Annotated in this window: 16 protein-coding genes and 1 pseudogene; 5 read left to right on the forward strand and 12 right to left on the reverse strand. The window is 45.5% G+C overall.

Annotated elements, in window-relative coordinates; all coding sequences use genetic code 11:
• Window positions 1–146: 146 nt before the first annotated feature.
• From fliS to J4N44_RS12555, 9 genes and pseudogenes are all read right to left on the reverse strand, one after another.
• On the reverse strand, window positions 147–557 hold the full coding sequence (gene fliS / locus J4N44_RS12515) for a flagellar export chaperone FliS (RefSeq protein ID WP_005438665.1): 411 nt from the start codon (window positions 555–557) through the stop codon (window positions 147–149).
• Window positions 558–569: 12 nt separating this feature from the next.
• Window positions 570–875: a flagellar protein FliT gene (fliT, locus tag J4N44_RS12520; protein WP_005448349.1), complete on the reverse strand. Its 306-nt coding sequence runs from the start codon at window positions 873–875 to the stop codon at window positions 570–572.
• Window positions 876–2888 (reverse strand): flagellar filament capping protein FliD, encoded by a 2013-nt coding sequence (gene fliD, locus J4N44_RS12525; protein ID WP_005448347.1) that lies wholly within the window; start codon window positions 2886–2888, stop codon window positions 876–878.
• A gap of 20 nt (window positions 2889–2908) precedes the next feature.
• Window positions 2909–3337, reverse strand: a complete 429-nt coding sequence (gene flaG, locus J4N44_RS12530) for a flagellar protein FlaG (protein WP_005448345.1) — start codon at window positions 3335–3337, stop codon at window positions 2909–2911.
• A gap of 79 nt (window positions 3338–3416) precedes the next feature.
• Window positions 3417–4547, reverse strand: a complete 1131-nt coding sequence (locus J4N44_RS12535; RefSeq protein WP_005448343.1) for a flagellin — start codon at window positions 4545–4547, stop codon at window positions 3417–3419.
• A 591-nt stretch (window positions 4548–5138) separates the two neighbouring features.
• Window positions 5139–6271, reverse strand: a pseudogene (locus J4N44_RS12540) (flagellin).
• Window positions 6272–6534: 263 nt separating this feature from the next.
• Window positions 6535–7668 carry a flagellin gene (locus J4N44_RS12545; RefSeq protein ID WP_017189303.1) on the reverse strand — a complete coding sequence of 378 codons (1134 nt, stop codon included), beginning with the start codon at window positions 7666–7668 and terminating at the stop codon, window positions 6535–6537.
• A gap of 153 nt (window positions 7669–7821) precedes the next feature.
• Complete coding sequence (gene melB / locus J4N44_RS12550) at window positions 7822–9249, reverse strand: melibiose:sodium transporter MelB (RefSeq protein WP_252044510.1); 1428 nt, start codon at window positions 9247–9249, stop codon at window positions 7822–7824.
• 88 nt (window positions 9250–9337) lie between these two features.
• Window positions 9338–10690 (reverse strand): alpha-glucosidase/alpha-galactosidase, encoded by a 1353-nt coding sequence (locus J4N44_RS12555; RefSeq protein ID WP_252044511.1) that lies wholly within the window; start codon window positions 10688–10690, stop codon window positions 9338–9340.
• Window positions 10691–11018: 328 nt separating this feature from the next.
• Here J4N44_RS12555 and melR point away from each other — a divergent pair, with 328 nt between their 5' ends.
• A complete protein-coding gene (melR, locus tag J4N44_RS12560) occupies window positions 11019–12029 on the forward strand; it encodes a transcriptional regulator MelR (protein ID WP_061065326.1) in 1011 nt (336 codons plus the stop codon).
• Between the two features lie 78 nt (window positions 12030–12107).
• On the opposite strand, the gene J4N44_RS12565 is transcribed toward melR, so the two are convergent.
• Both J4N44_RS12565 and J4N44_RS12570 read right to left on the reverse strand, forming a co-directional pair.
• Window positions 12108–13010, reverse strand: coding sequence for a Dyp-type peroxidase (locus J4N44_RS12565; protein WP_005445353.1), 903 nt, complete (start codon window positions 13008–13010; stop codon window positions 12108–12110).
• A 43-nt stretch (window positions 13011–13053) separates the two neighbouring features.
• Window positions 13054–13539 carry a DUF2919 domain-containing protein gene (locus J4N44_RS12570; protein WP_005445352.1) on the reverse strand — a complete coding sequence of 162 codons (486 nt, stop codon included), beginning with the start codon at window positions 13537–13539 and terminating at the stop codon, window positions 13054–13056.
• 144 nt (window positions 13540–13683) lie between these two features.
• Between J4N44_RS12570 and J4N44_RS12575 the strand changes: the two genes are divergently transcribed.
• Both J4N44_RS12575 and J4N44_RS12580 read left to right on the forward strand, forming a co-directional pair.
• Window positions 13684–14037, forward strand: a complete 354-nt coding sequence (locus J4N44_RS12575) for a DUF2956 domain-containing protein (protein WP_252044512.1) — start codon at window positions 13684–13686, stop codon at window positions 14035–14037.
• A 1-nt stretch (window position 14038) separates the two neighbouring features.
• Entirely contained in the window at window positions 14039–14371 is a 333-nt protein-coding gene (locus J4N44_RS12580) for a DUF4156 domain-containing protein (RefSeq protein WP_005445350.1), read from the forward strand.
• Window positions 14372–14410: 39 nt separating this feature from the next.
• Here the strand turns inward: J4N44_RS12580 and J4N44_RS12585 are convergent, their stop codons facing one another.
• Window positions 14411–14698 carry a winged helix-turn-helix domain-containing protein gene (locus J4N44_RS12585; RefSeq protein ID WP_005445349.1) on the reverse strand — a complete coding sequence of 96 codons (288 nt, stop codon included), beginning with the start codon at window positions 14696–14698 and terminating at the stop codon, window positions 14411–14413.
• Window positions 14699–15002: 304 nt separating this feature from the next.
• On the opposite strand from J4N44_RS12585, the gene J4N44_RS12590 reads away from it, so the two are divergent.
• Window positions 15003–15353 (forward strand): ArsC family reductase, encoded by a 351-nt coding sequence (locus tag J4N44_RS12590; RefSeq protein ID WP_005436871.1) that lies wholly within the window; start codon window positions 15003–15005, stop codon window positions 15351–15353.
• Between the two features lie 18 nt (window positions 15354–15371).
• The gene (gene dapE, locus J4N44_RS12595; protein ID WP_005445347.1) at window positions 15372–16508 is read left to right on the forward strand and encodes a succinyl-diaminopimelate desuccinylase; all 1137 of its coding nucleotides are present in this window, start codon (window positions 15372–15374) and stop codon (window positions 16506–16508) included.
• Window positions 16509–16521: the final 13 nt, after the last annotated feature.

Raw genomic sequence — 16521 nt, forward strand, 5'->3', positions numbered from 1 at the left:
CCACTAATGACTTCTATTTTATTTGAATAAAAAAATAAGGCAACCAAGCAATAAAGAGGTGTGAGCTTGATTGTAACTTTGCTGAACGACTTGATGTGCAATCAGACACAATACCCTACCAAATCAGTAAGGTATTGTTTTCTTTATTAAATGCCTACTTCTGCAGCAGTTAGGTTGTGGAACTCAGTTGGGATCTGGTCCCACGCTGATTTGATCTCACGGATGATGTCGATAACGTCGTCGATCGGTTGAGGATCGTTTTGGTGGTTCGCGGCAGAAATCTGAGTGATCATAAACTCGTAAAGTGAATCTAAGTTTGAAGCAATGTCACCACCATCGTCCATTGAAAGGCAGCTGCGTAGCGCAATGATGATGTCTAACGCTTTACCTAGACGCTCGCCTTTTGCTGGAATGTTACCTGCTTGCATTGCTGCTTTACCTTGGATCAGACGCTCAATCGCACCTGCCATTAGCATTTGAATGACTTTGTGCGGAGACGCCGCACTCAGCTGGCTGTCGACTGATACCTTTTTGTATGCTTGCAAAGAACCGCGCATAGTATTCCTCTTTTATATAAATTTTTTGTACTGCTGAAGCGAACGCTTACCATAACGGAACTTATGTAGCTCTTTACCAACGTTCGTGGTTTCGTTTTGCATCAGCTCAACAATTCTTTTGGTACGAGTGAGCAAGTCTTGCCACTCTGCTTCCTGCTTCACCAACGGATTGCTCTCGACAATGGGTAGCAGGTTTTGCAATAACCGTTCCCTGATATCGACCAAGCGAAGAATTTCTTCAGCATTAAAGTCGACTTTTTCTAGTTCTTGCGCAATTAGTTGATCAATATCACTAATTTCAATGAGTTCACTTCGCATCTATTGACCCAACGCGTTCATCAATGCGCCCAACTGCCCTTGCATCTTACCCGTGGCATCTTGCATAGCGGCAAACTTAGCGTGGGTGCGTTTTTCAAGGCTATCCATACGGCGATCTAATGCCGCTTGGTCATCACCTAAACGATAGTTCTGCTCAGTTAAGCTTTTTTCACGAGTACGAATACTGCCAGTAAACCCTGTAATGCCCTGAATCGCGTCTTCCACGCGTTTGGCAAAACCGGTATTACCACCAAAGAACTTTTCCAACTCGTTAAAGTTGCTGTTCAACTGGCGATCCAGCATGTCGTAGTTAATCTCTAATGTGCCCTGGCGTGTGGTCGTGATACCGAACTCAGTCAGGGATTTTAAATCTTCTGGTGCTTTGTCAATCGCCGTTGAGAATACCGCTTTCAGCCTCGCATCGGCATTACGCACTGTACTGTCGCCCGCAAGCGGTCCTTTCTGACCAGTGGTAGGGTCAACACTCGATAGTGCTTTCGATGTTTGGTAGAACGAGTTGTAAGCAGAGACAAAGTTTTCAATGTCATTACGCACGCTGCCGCGGTCGTATTCTACGCCGATTTCAGCAGGAGGTTTACCTACTTCGGACTTGCCTTTAAGGGTCAAGTTGACACCTTCAATAGCATCTTCAATCACGTTGTTGTGACTAGATAGCTGTGCAACGCCATCAAGCATCACTTGCGAGTCTTGCCCAGCTTGTACTTCCATCATGCCCGAGTACGCTTCAAAAGACTTCTCTGCTTCTGCGATTTTGGCTTCTGCTACGTCTATTTTTTCAAGACGTTCGCGCTCCTCTGGCTCAAGCTTGGCTCGATGAATTTGTTTTGCTTGCGCTTCAGTTAGCTCACCTCGTTCAACTTTTTGGTCAAGCTCTTGTTTTTCATCCGCAATCTTTTGCTCGATTTCCGCTTTTTCTTGTTCGAGCTGTTGTTTCGCTTCTTTCGTTGTTACGTATGAATCGGTGAGTGTGCCTGAGGCGGTGTTATCCCACCCAGGAACATCTGGCGCTTTCTCAATCGCTTTCTCATCCAGTTCGAGTTCCGGTGGACGGTAAGAATCGAGAAGTGTTCCTGAAGCCGTTTCAGTCCAACCGGGAATGCTGTCTTGTGGGCGCATACTTGCACGCTTGTTAGCGGCATCAATCGCTTCTTGTCCAGCTTTCGCCGCAGCAGCGCCGGATGCAGAGATCGGTTCATCGGATGCGCCATCTTGCGCACTTTCTGCCGCTTTTTGTTCTTCAGGAGGTATAGGATTGCCGTCTGCATCCACCTGTTCTGGTTGGTCTGCATCGGTTGTTGATTCTGGTTCTTTTAGAGGTCCAAGTACGGCTTCAGCCGCTTCACGAGCTTCTTCAAGCGCGTTCACTCGGTCTTCTAGAGTTTTGTATTCGAAATGTTTCAGCGGGTTACCTGCATCGGCATCCACACTGACTTTAATTTGATGGTCCTTGCCCGATAGATTCGAAGCAAGGATCAAACGCGGCCCTTCTACGTCGTTAATAACGGAAGCACGTACGCCAGGGTTATCCTTAGCGCCGTTAATTCCACGAACGACATCAACTAGCTTAGAACTAGAACGGACATTAACGTCGAAGGTGTCATCACCAAGAGAAATCTGCAGCTTACCAGGTCCAAACTTAGCATCTTCTGGCAAAACGTCAGAAGCCACTTTATGACTCTGTGCAAGCTGCAACACATCGATAGCATACTTACCGGCTATAGCGTCTGTTGTTGCGGTCGCAGATACCACTGCATCGTCGGTAGTATCTACCGTACGAACAGCAAAAGCCTTCTCCTGACGAAAGTTCGTCATGAGATTCTTCATCGTATCCAACGATTCTCTGAGTCGCCCGTAGGCACTGATGCTGGCGTCAATTGTCGCACGCTCGTTGTCGATGCGTTGCTGCTTTGGCACACGCTCGGCATCCACAATTTTGCTGACCATGGAATTGATATCCATGCCGCCAGACATCCCCAAAGGGCCTAAACTCATCAAATCACCTCAAAAACGACTTACACCTTTTCAACTAACAAACCGCTGTTAGCTGTGTGTTCAGCTAGGCGACGCAAAACCACTAGCATTTCTTCATCAGGAATTTGACGAATAACATCACCGGTTGTGGCTTCGTATATCGTCACGACGTCTCGACCCGATTCTTCATCAACACGAAACGCCACTCCCTTATTCATGGCGTCGACAAATTCATTCATTTGCTTAACCATTTTTTCGCGTTCTTCTCTGTTCAGCTCTTGGCGGGTATCCGCCATTTCAAGTGCAGCTTGAACAGAGAGATCGCGTTCGGCATCGTTCGCTTTTACAGGCGAAGCGGTACCGTTTGAACTTGCTGTGCTAGGCGCGCCTACGCCATTTTCTTTAGCAACTTTTGTGCCACTCGGTGTGCCGTAAGGCTGGATGTTCGATGTGTAGGAGGATATTTCCATTACAATCTCCCTTCCACCTTATGGGCTAACGATAGGTCTATCGCTTTGGTGACGTAATCACTAGGCTGAGTCGACCCGATTAGCCCAACAAGCTTAGCGCTGCAGATGGTGACTGCTTCGCTTGAGCCAAGATTGAAGTACTTGCTTGTTGAAGGATTTGCGACTTAGTCATTGCCGTTGTTTCCTTCGCGTAGTCAGTATCTTTAATACGGCTGTTAGACGCATTAACGTTCTCGTTAATGTTGTCTAGGTTGCTGATAGCGTGGTTGAAACGGTTTTGGAATGCACCAAGAGACGCACGTTGGCTGTCTACTGATTTTAGTGCGCCATCAATGATAGCTACCGCTTCTTGAGAGCCTGCAACGCTTGTTACGTCGATGTCTTTAACCGTTACGTCTTTTGCGTCACCGAAGCCGATCTCACCCGCTAGGTTACCAGAGAACTCAACGTCACCCGTTACTTTTTGAGAAGAAGCAAATACTTGTAGTTTGCCATCTTCACCAACAGACGCTTTTACATCTTCGCTTTGACCGTTGATGTAAGTCGCTAGCTGCTCAATATCGTCGCCTTGTTTTGCTTGGACAGTAAGCTCTTGCTCTTCGCCTTGCTTGTTGGTGTACGTCATTTTAAGTTCAGTTTTATCGCTCACTGTCCATGACGCATCTTTACCGTCTTCTGCTGCGTAGCTCTTACCACCCATTGCAGAAGTATCAGAACGTAGGTTACCCATAGAAAGCATTACTGCTTCACCAGAGTCCGCACCGATTTGGAAAGATTGAGTACCATAAGTACCGTTTAGAAGCTTGTTACCACCGAAAGAGGTTGTTTCAGCGATACGGTTTAGCTCGTCGTTAAGCGCTGTTACTTCTTCTTGGATCGCTACACGTTCTGATTTTGAGTTCGAACCGTTCGCAGATTGAAGCGATAGGTCACGCATACGTTGTAGGATGTTGGTAGATTCATTCATTGCACCTTCAGCAACCTGTGCAATAGAAATACCGTCGTTCGCGTTTTTCACAGCCATGTCTAGACCACGGCTCTGTGCGTTCAAACGGTTAGAAATCTGTAGACCTGCAGCATCATCTTTCGCGCTATTGATTTTATAACCCGAAGACAAACGCTCCATTGATTTTTGTTGACCTTCAGCCGCTTGGTTTAGGTAACGCTGTGCGGTCATCGCAGAAACGTTAGTATTAACGTTAATCGCCATAATTGATCTCCTTAAGGCTTTAGTTGATGCACCGTCGTGTCTCTCACCTCACTTAGGTACATCTCATTTCTCTCAGTCCCTTTAACGGCGACCTATAAATATCCTTTAGGAGAAATTTTCAATTTTTTGCGATTATTTTCTTTAGCTTACTGAAGTGTGATGAATCTCTAATATTCAATGGGTTGGCTAGCTGCTGGGTTATTAGGGTCAGTTTATCTTTCGTGGTTAAATTTTGTTCGGATGGGGACACCTAGTCAAAAGCGTTTTAATCGCGGCGAGTCGATTTAAACCTAGTGGTTCTAAGTAAAATTGACTCAACAAAGAGTAAAACGCTTTTAGCCGGGGGCGCCCAGCCGAACCCTTTGGGCAGCGTTTGTAGGTGCTTTCTACTGCGTTATCGGCTTATCAGGTAGAATAGCTACATATCAAAGCCTCTGCCTTGTATAAAACACCTACAAATTGCTGCAAAAATCATCACGAAAGGTCAACAGACCCTAATCCAAAACAGGCAGAAAAAAACCCAGCCGAAGCTGGGTTTACTCGCTCATCTCTCACCACGAGCCAATGAGGTTCTTGCCTTTAGGTTAAAAATTAACCTAGTAGGCTTAGCGCTGAGTTAGGCGCTTGTTTCGCTTGCGCAAGGATTGAGCTTGACGCTTGCGATAGAATTTGTGACTTAGTCATTTGAGTCGTTTCTTTCGCGAAGTCGGTATCTTTAATACGGCTCTTCGACGCGTTCACGTTCTCGTTGATGTTGTCCAAGTTGCTGATTGCGTGGTTGAAACGGTTTTGGAAAGCACCTAGCTCTGCACGGTGGCTATCTACGTATTTCAACGCCGCATCAATGATAGCGACAGATTCTTGTGCGCCACCTACTGATGTTACGTCGATGGTATCAACCGTTACTTTCTTACCGTCGCTTAGACCTAACTCACCAGAAAGACCGCCAGAAAACTCCACTTCGCCTTCTACTTTGTTGTTACCAGCGAAAACTTGCAGTTTACCGTCTTGGTCTACTGACGCTTTCACTAGGTCTGTTTGACCGTTGATGTAAGTCGCAAGCTCTTCGATATCGTCACCCGCTTTTGCGCTGATGTTGATTTCTTGCTCTTTACCGAAGCTGTCTGTCAGACTGATTTTTAGGTCATTTTTGCCCGCTTCAACACCCCAGTCTTTATCTTTGCCTTTTTCAGCTTGGTAGCTCACGCCGCCCATCATTTGTTGTCAGAGCGCATGTCTTTTAGGTTTAGCATCACGGCTTCACCGTTATCTGCACCGATTTGGAAAGACTGAGTACCGTAAGTACCGTTAAGTAGACGGTTACCACCGAATGATGTTGTTTCAGCGATACGGTTTAGTTCGTCGTTTAGTGCCGTTACTTCTTCTTGAATCGCAACACGCTCAGATTTTGAGTTAGAACCGTTCGCTGATTGAAGAGATAGGTCACGCATACGTTGTAGGATGTTGGTTGTCTCGTTCATTGCACCTTCTGCTGTTTGTGCAATCGAGATACCGTCGTTCGCGTTACGAACAGCCACATCCAAGCCACGGCTTTGTACGTTCAAGCGGTTCGAGATTTGAAGACCCGCAGCGTCATCTTTCGCGCTGTTGATTTTGAAACCTGAAGACAAACGTTCCATTGAAGTTTGTTGTGCTGAGTTTGCGTTGTTTAGGTAACGCTGAGCGGTCATCGCTGATACGTTAGTGTTTACATTCACTGCCATGGTGATTTCTCCAATTGATTTTCCGATGTAGCGGTTTCCGACGTCTCGGAAAACCAAGTAGTTCTCTCAAAGTTACTTTTATTAACGGCGCATACCCTGATTTCTTTAGGAAAAAATTTAGATATTTTTTAAAAAATTTCATTTGGAGGGGTAATCGTGACGAAGCAGATAAAAAAGCAAAAAAACTTCAAATTATCGCTAAAGCTTCTTTTCTCGCTGTCGATACAGGCTGATTTTGTCTTGAAATTACGAAGTAGAATGCCTTAGCCAAGTAAGGTTAAAGCAAGGTTTGGGGCTTGTTTTGCTTGTGCAAGAATAGAGGTGCTTACCTGCTGCAGAATTTGTTGCTTCACCATTTGCGTGGTTTCTTTGGCGTAGTCAGTATCTTGAATGCGGCTGTTCGATGCTGCTAGGTTTTCGTGGATGTTATCCAGATTATTGATCGCATGATTAAAGCGATTTTGATACGCGCCTAGCTCTGCACGATGGCTATCAACGTACTTCATCGCAGTATCAAGGACAGCCACAGCTTGTTGAGCGCCACCGACAGACGTAATGTCAATGTTATCAACCGCATCGTACCCTTTCAGCTGTAAACCCAGCTCACTAGCTAAATCACCTGAGAACGATAAAGTTCCCGAGGTTTCTTCACCAGCCATAAACAACTGCAACTGACCCTTTTCATTCACTGACGCCGTAACTTTGTCCGTCTGACCATTGATATAAGTCGCAAGCTCCTCGATATCATCACCAGCTTTAGCATTAATTTGGATGGTTTCCGTTTCACCAAAACGATTATTAAATGACATGCTAAGTTCATTTGCACCATCTTTTACTTGCCAATCAGAACTTGCGCGTCCGTTTGCAATGTAACTAAAACCGCCCATATCAATGCCATCACTGCGCATCGACTTTAATTCAACTTGCACGGCTTCACCTGACGCAGCGCCAATTTGAAATGCCGACTTGCCAAAGCTGCCATTAAGCAGTTTACGACCCCCAAAAGAGGTAGTTTCTGCAATGCGGTTTAGCTCATCGTTAAGTGCAGAAACTTCTTCCTGCAGTGCTGTACGTTCTGCTTTGCTGTTTGAACCGTTAGCAGATTGGAGTGACAAATCACGCATGCGCTGCATGATATTGGTCACTTCATTCATCGCGCCTTCCGCTGTTTGCATGATAGAAATGCCGTCGTTCGCATTACGCACGGCAACATCTAAACCACGCATTTGCGATTGCAGACGGTTGGAGATTTGCAGACCCGCAGCGTCATCCTTTGCACTGTTAATACGCTTCCCTGAAGACAAACGCTCCATGGATTGGTTCAGCATGTCAGTTGCACTGGTCAAATGACGCTGTGCGACAAGTGCTGCCACATTGGTATTAACGGTGATCGCCACAAATATTGGTCCTGAAATTAAGGCTTTGAATACTTATCGACCAAATTAAATAAAGGTTTAGTGTTTTTTGAGAAAAGAGATGGAGAAATAAAAAGGCGGAGCGTTGTGCTGATAGGTCAGCGTAAACAATAAGCTTACGCTGACTGTGTAGGATTAGAGTGCTTCTGCCGGCTTGGCAGATTTACGCGTAAGGTCTTTTGACGTCTCTTGCGTCGTAATATGGTCGTATTTCTCGGTCAGATGGTCCTGAATTTTTTGGTGGTAAGCACCGTTGAGTTTGTAGAAGCGGAAGTACACAACCAAAGCGATAGCGAAGAAGAAAGCTGGCAGCCCAACCATGATGCATTGCATGCCAAAGACGGTTTCAGGGCTTTGTTCCATGTTCGGTACATAATCCACTGCGGTCAGTGCGATACCAATGAAGAAAGCCGCAAAAGCTGAACCTGCTTTAACCACCAGCGTTTGTACTGAGTAAGCAATACTCTCGCAGCGTGAACCTAGCTTGTACTCACCATAGTCCACTGTATCCGCCACCATAATGACGTTCAGCACCCAAAATAGCGCCGTACCGATTTGCAATAACACGCCCGCTGTAGAAATCAGCAGAATGCTTTGTTTGTCGTACATGCCTACGTAGATAAGGACTGCACTGCCTAAGATTGGGAAGCTAGACGCACATGCCCATAACACTCGACGTGAAAACATTTGCGCCAATTTAGGGAACAACACCAGTGTAATTAGGTTCGCGATACCAGCGTAAGCCATGTAGTAAGGGAAAAGTTCCTCATTTCCGACCACATACGTGAAGTAGTAAACCGCAAATGCTGTGATGATGTTGGTAGCGAGGTTGTATGACAGTGCCATACAAAGCACGCTCGTTAACTGGTCATTTTTGTAGATAAGCGAGAGGAGCTTCTTCAGTGAGACTTTTTCTTCAGGTTTCGTCACGTCAAGGTTGCTGGTTGAATAGCGCTCTTTGACGTTACGTAGCGTGATAAACGTTGAGACAAGGAAACAACCGACAAGCAAAATGGCAAACACTTGGAAGCCAAATCCTTTGTCGTCGCCACCGACATAATTGACGAACGGCATTGCGATTGCGGCGGTAACAATCCATGCAAGGCTAGCGAAGAATCGAGGGTATGGCACAAGCTCTTCACGCTCACGTTTGTCCAGAGTGAGTGTTGGAACCAGTGACCAGAAAGGAATATCCATTAAGGTGTAGGTCATGCCCCATAAAATGTAAGTCACTGCTGCATAAGCAATAAGCCATGGTCCTTCGATGTGATGCGCACTAAACAGCATGAGCAACACCACTGAGTTGGTGATGGTGCCAATTAAAATCCAAGGTTTAAATTTACCCCAACGTGTGCGGGTATTGTTCACGATCCAACCCATAATTGGGTCATTCACTGCATCCCAAATACGCGCAATTAAGAAGATGGTTCCCACCACGGCAGCCGAAATACCAACAACATCGGTGTAGTAGAACATCAAGTACATGTAAACGATGGTGATAGCGAAGTCTTTACCAAATGCGCCAAAGCCGTAGCTTAGCTTGGTATTCATAGAGATACTCATTTGTTACTCCTTACGCCCCCTCATCGAGAAGGCGCAGTATATTCACGTTATTGTCGTTTTTATTGATATTGGTTTTGTGATTCAGGATTTACTGATGCACCCACGCTGGCAACCAACCTTCGTGTGCTTCAATCAAGTCATCAACAAGGGCATAAATCTCTTCGAGTCCAAGCACTGCCGCGGTATGAGGATCAAGCATGGCAGCATGATAGATACGATCTCGGTTCTCAGTGAGGATGGCTTCCGTCAGAAGAGTCTGAACATTGATGTTGGTCTGCATTAATGCCGCTAAGTGATTTGGTAATCGACCAGCTTTGATAGGTTGAATGCCGTTTGCGTCCACCAGACAAGCCACTTCCACACAACAACCTTGTGGCAAGTTGTCAATTAACGCTTCATTCTTCACGTTGCCATAGATAACACTTGGCGTGCCTGTCCAAATCGAGTTCATGATGGTGCTCGCGTATTCATGCGACTCTTTGACGGTGATTTGATCCGCGTTTTTGAAGTCTTCGAGGTCTTTTTTCCAATCAGCAATTTGTTCTACACAACGTTTAGGATATTCATCAAGTGGCACTTTATAACGTTCAATCAGATCTGGGCGATTTGGTTTGATGAAATATGGGGTGTATTCAGAAAAATGTTCTGATGATTCCGTCACAAAGTAGCCCAACTTCTTAAACATCTCGTAGCGGACTAGGTTGGTGCAGCGACCGTTGTGATGTAAACCCGGCTTCGGCGCTTTGCCTGATTCAAATGCCTCAAGCAAATCAGGATAAATGTCGACATATTCCCCCTGCTCGTTTTTCTTTTCGAGTGTCAGGTAGTACGCCATGTGGTTGATGCCTGCACAGGTGTAACGAAGGTCTGAATATTCGATATCAAGGTCGCGAACCAGCTCCTCCGCCGTCCCTTGCACGGAATGGCACAAGCCCACTTGTTTGATGTGAGGGTATTTCTCATACATCGCCCATGTGTTCATCGCCATTGGGTTAACGTAGTTGAGCATGGTGGCATTTGGACACACTTCAGTCATGTCTTCACACACGCTCCAAAGATGAGGAATCGTGCGCAGTGAGCGCATGATGCCGCCTGGGCCTAAGGTGTCGGCGATGGTTTGCTCCAAACCGTGACGCTTACAAATCTCAAAGTCCGTTACAGTGCATGGCTCATACCCACCGATTTGGAATGCGATAACGACAAAGTCTGCGCCTTGCAATGCTTCTTTTTGGTTTAAGTGACAAGTGATCGTACCCGTCGCACCGGATGATTCCATCAACTTGCTTACTACTAGGTGTGATTCCTCCAAGCGGATTTCATCAATATCCATCAAGGCAATTTGCGCCCCTTTGAAGGCCGGCTTATGAAACACATCGCCAAGAATGTTCTTCACAAAAATCGTAGAACCCGCACCGATGAATGTGATTTTAGGGCTTTTCATAGTTGAATCCTTTTTGCTTTCATACTTTTGTTTCGATGCATTTAAGTTACACCTGTCGCAAGGCCGAATTCGTCTCAGATAAACCAATCACTCTCCCGTTTCCTAATATTTAAAATCAACCAATAAAAAATCTTAGGAAATGGGATATTTTTGTGTAAATCACGGATAAAGAAGGTGGGAAAATACGCTGAGACTAGTTATTACGGCGATTTAAGTCACATAACCAAAATCTTATAAAACAGAGTAATTGGTGTTTTTGAAGCTGTTCTGAGTTTTGTTTCAACAGATTTAGTACAAATAACTTATACAGTTTCCTAAGAGGTGGGCGATGGAGAAGGTAGAGTCCAAGGCAGAGTTAGATACATTAAAAGTGGTGATTCAAGATAAGTATTCTTCCGAAACGGTTTCTGTAAGCCCACTTTCGCTGTACTCATCCTATGAAAAAATCGATATCGAGCTTAGACCGCCCCACTCTATGCCGGGTTATCACTGGCACGGACAAGTAGAGGTCAACATTCCTTTTGGTGATGATGTCGAGTACATCATTAATGGCAGTCCAGTCGTGGTGAAAGCAGGCTCGATAGGATTGTTTTGGGCGTCAGTTCCTCATCGGCTCACCAATCCGGGCAAAAGTCATAATATGGGGATCATCAATATTCCGATTCACCACTTTATGTCTTGGACGCTAAATCGAGACTTCGTCAATCAGATCACCCATGGTTGTGTGCTGCAATCAAACGCCAGTTCATTAGTCAGTGAGTTTGAGTTAGCACGCTGGGCAGAAGAAATAAACCACTCTTCGGAAAGTCGCCAGCAATTAGCGATTGATGAAATTGGCTTGATGTTAAAAAGAATGTGTTTAGATGGCTGGCAACAACTGAGTATCAATCGACAAGAAAAATCGACCAAGAAAGGCGTCTCCAAACACTCGCAGTTTTACGTCAGTCAAATGCTGGAATACATTGCCACCCATCATAACCAGCCGGTCACGATAAAAGACATAGCAGAGCACATTGGGCTGCACACTAACTACGCGATGAACGTGTTCCAACGAACCATGCAGATGACCATCAAGCAATATATCACGGCAATGCGGATTAACCACGCCAGAGCACTGTTGAGTGATACTGACCGGACAATTTTAGATATTGCTTTAACGGTAGGTTTTAATTCTAGCAGCCGATTTTATGAGACTTTTCAGAATTATATTGGTGTAACGCCAACGCAATATCGCAAGAAGTCACGCGAAGATCATCGCTGGAGCAGTCACAGTACTAGCCCACTTTACGAACTAGAGAAAGGCGCTATTGATGGCAAAAGACCACTGACGGTCCGTTAGTCTTATCAGGCAAGAATGAGGGGAAACAAAAAAGGCAGATCACTCTGCCTTTTTAATCATTGGAGGGTTGGCGAAGAATTACTTAATCGCCAATTCCGCTAGCATTTCTTGTGAAGGAGCGAAGAAATATGCACCTGTTACTGCTTTGGTGAAACGAAGCAGTTGGTCAGTCTTACCATCGGTAACACCGTACATGCTCTCTAGCATCACTTTGATGTTGTGGATAGTGTTGCAATAAGAGATGAACAGAAGACCATGTGCGCCAGTTACTGTGCCGTACGGCAAGCTGTGACGAACGATCTTAAGACCTTTGCCTTCTTCTTTGATGTCTACACGACCTACGTGAGAAGCCGCTGGCACGTCTTCTAGCTCAATAGAATCTGGCTTAGTACGACCAATGACTTTCTCTTGTGCAGATACGTTCAAACGGTTCCATGCAGGCAAGTTGTGCTCAAAGCGTTGAACCATCACGTAGCTACCACCAGCGAAAGCGCCGTCTTTGATCAATGCAACGTCAGCACGCGCATCACCTTTCGGGTTTTCTGTGCCATCAACGAAATCCGTCATGTCACGAGCATCTAGGTAACGGTAACCGTAAGTTTCATCCACTACCGTCACATCTTCTGCAGTTTCAACTAAGAATTTACGCAGTACATAGAAGTGCAAATCGTGACGAGTTGAGTGACAGTGAATCAAGACATCCACGTCTGTTGCTGGCGCAAATACGTCACCTTCCCCCAACTCAGGGAAGTCGATCAACTCTTCTGGCATTTGCATGTTTAGGTGCTGCCAAAAAGATTTCGTGAATGCGATAGAAATCGTTAAATCAGCACCTGGTTGGTTCGCATTGAGCTCATTTACTAGCTCAGGTAGCGCTTTTAGTTTTGCCAGTACGTTTTCACGGTTTTGGTTCACTTTTAACTGAGTGTAAAGTGCAAATGGTCCTGCTTCAGGCACAATCGCCGTTTGAGCTTGTGACATTGAGATATCCTCTATACATTGCCCCATGCGGGAATTATTGTTTTTAATTTTTTGATGGCTGTTCTTCTTTGTGCTCAACTTGTGGCACGTTAAAGCAGTCTTTTACCCATCTTCCATTTAGAAGATAGATCATAAACCAAGTTAACAAGGTAATTGTGAGCGCATTCGCCCAATTGAATACACCATGTTCGAGGTAGACATGATACATGGTCTGAGCCAGTTGAATACCGCACAAGATCAAAGTCATGGCACGACCATGCTGGGTAATTTGATTCACCCACCCTCGCTCTGGATGCCGCAAGCCCATTAACCACATCAATAATAGACTTGGGATACCCATCGATAGTCCGAGGTATAACGTATTAGAATCGGGGTACACAATCGATAGTATCTTGCTACCGCTGTCTCTACTCACTCCTGCCATGGCAAACACCACCCAAGAGCGCGCTAGGAACATCCATCCTAGCCATAACATAATCGGCGCTTTTAAAAATCCATGAGCGTCATATTGATCAAATGAGTAACGCACAATCTCGTCTTCTTAGTTTCATAAAAACGCCACTTTAACCGATCGTTTCAGAGTTGCAACCTAGCAAAGCTGAGAACTAAAGTTCATTTCATCATCGTACGCAGGTAAACTAGGTTTAGATTTACAGCGACGTCGATAAGAAACATGAAAAAGAAAAACACAGTAGCACCCGTTCCTTCCCAAGAAACGCAAACTGAAGCGATGAAGATTGCAAAGTCCACTCAAAAACCCGGTCAAACGAAAGAGCAAACCAAACTGATTGCTCAGGGCATTGAGAAAGGCATCGCGCAGTATAAAAAACAGCAGAAAGAACGCAATCGACAAGCAGACAAAGCGAAGAAGAAACAACAGAGAGAAAAACAGCGTCAACGTGATGACGTCGTTGAACAAGAATCAGCAAATATTGAAGCACCAACGAGCAAACCAGCTGTATTACCTTGGGCACTATTGGTTCTGAGCTGGATTGGTTTCGCGGCTTACATCATGATGGGGAAATAATATGCAGCGTTATGTGATGATAGGAGGCATCGCATTGGCTTTGATGGGTTGTTCGTCACCATCAACGCTACCAACGGCATCAAGTGATGACGTTCAGATTCGCTTTGATAGCCAGTTCAATCCGGATCAATGCGAGTATTTAGGTGAAGTCACTGGCAGCGAAGGTCACTGGTACAGTTACTTGTTCTACACCAATGACGCCATGATGCATGGAGCCATGGTCGACCTAAAAAACAATGCAGTATTGCTCAATGCCGATACGGTTTACATGATCGCCCCACAAGACTTTGCTACTTCCTTCAGTGTGCTTGGTACTGCCTACCGCTGCCAATAAGCGTTTCCCAGACGTAAAAAAAAGCCAGCAATTGCTGGCTTATGCACGAAATCCAAGACTGCTAGCGATATCTCCCTCTCGCTCAAGAACCCATTGACTGTCAAAAGGTCCCCAATCCGAAAGTTGGTAATAGCCGTCGTTATGACGTCGACCATCTTGAACGAAGATGAGTTCGATGCCGATCCCCGGTAATGCCTTGAGTACATCTTGAATAGTACGACGAGGCCACCCCGTTCTTTCGATCAATTTTGGTACATTTGGCCTTTCTAGGTTTTCCACCAACAAGGCCAAATATAGCCGCCTTGCAAAAACAGGACTCAATTCCATTGACACCTCCTAAAATTGTGCTGATTCATTATTTCTTTTTTGCTCAGCAAGATGTTGCGTTTGATCAATAACTCGACTTTTCCGTGCTATTTAGCCAAGTTTTTTATCATTCTTATCGCTGTTTGGTGGAGGAATGAACGACTGAGCACGGTCCAATAGAGCACTGACCTGTGAAATATTCGCCGCATGATTTTGTCACAGTGGTTGCTTCTTGATAGGATGCTTGAACAGCCAAAAACAATGCAAAATCGGGCGTTCCATAGCGCAAACCGATAAGTAAAGCACAAAGAGAAAAGGAAATAATATGACGATCACCATGTTCGGCATCCCAAACTGCGACACGATTAAAAAAGCCAAGAAATGGCTAGAAGCGGAAAACGTTGCTTTTGATTTTCACGACTACCGCAAACAAGGTATCGATGCGGCAATGGTGACTGAATTTTGTAACGCGCTGGGTTGGGAACAAGTATTGAATAAACGTGGCACGACTTTCCGACAGCTGACTCAAGAACAAAAAGATTCTCTTAACGAAGAAAACGCAATCGCGCTGCTAGTAGAAAACCCAGCGATGATTAAGCGCCCAATCTTGAAAGTTGAAGACCAACTTCATATTGGTTTCAAAGCAGACCAATACGCGACCATTTTTAACTCTTAATTAAAGGAACAATCAAGGATGACAGACAGTCCAGTACTGGCACTCGCTAAAGACCTGATCAGCCGCCAGTCCGTAACGCCTGAAGATGCAGGCTGTCAGGAAGTAATGATCGAGCGATTAAAAGCGCTTGGTTTTGAAATCGAAGTGATGGTGTTTGAAGACACAACAAACTTCTGGGCTCGCCGAGGTACAGAAGCACCACTGTTTGCTTTCGCCGGACACACAGATGTCGTGCCAGCAGGCAAATTGGAGCAATGGGACACACCTCCTTTTGAACCAACCATTATCGACGGTTACCTTCACGGGCGTGGCGCAGCAGACATGAAAGGCTCTCTAGCTTGTATGGTGGTCGCGGTTGAACGCTTTATTGCAGAAAACCCAGACCATAAAGGTTCGATTGGCTTTTTGATCACTTCAGACGAGGAAGGTCCTTTCATTAATGGCACCGTTCGCGTCGTTGAAACGCTCATGGCTCGTGGCGAGAACATCGACATGTGCATCGTTGGTGAGCCTTCAAGCACTGAAGTTGTGGGAGATGTAGTTAAGAATGGTCGTCGTGGCTCAATCACGGGTGATTTAACGGTAAAAGGAACACAAGGTCACGTGGCGTACCCTCACCTTGCTAATAATCCGGTTCATCAATCACTATTAGCCATTCATGAACTTGCTACGACAGAATGGGACCAAGGCAACGATTACTTCCCACCGACAAGCTTCCAAATCCCGAATGTCTCTGCTGGTACTGGTGCATCGAATGTGATTCCTGGCGAATTTAACGTGCAGTTCAACCTGCGCTTTAGCACAGAACTCAGCAACGAAATCATTGTTGACCGCGTGACCCAAACACTCGACAAACACGATTTAAACTACGATCTGAAATGGACATTCAATGGTGACCCGTTCCTCACCGATACTGGAGCATTGCTTGACGCAGTCGTTGCTGCCGTCGATGAAGTCAACAGCACGAAGCCTGCGTTGCTCACCACTGGCGGAACGTCTGATGGTCGATTTATCGCACGCATGGGCGGTCAGGTGGTTGAGCTTGGTCCGGTGAACGCGACTATCCACAAAGTGAACGAATGTGTAAAAGTCGATGACCTTGAGAAATTAACGGACATGTACCAAAACACGTTGAAACACTTACTCGCACAATAGTGTCATAACGAAA

Source organism: Vibrio sp. SCSIO 43155 (genome assembly GCF_023716605.1).
GTDB classification, from domain to species: Bacteria; Pseudomonadota; Gammaproteobacteria; order Enterobacterales; family Vibrionaceae; genus Vibrio; species Vibrio harveyi.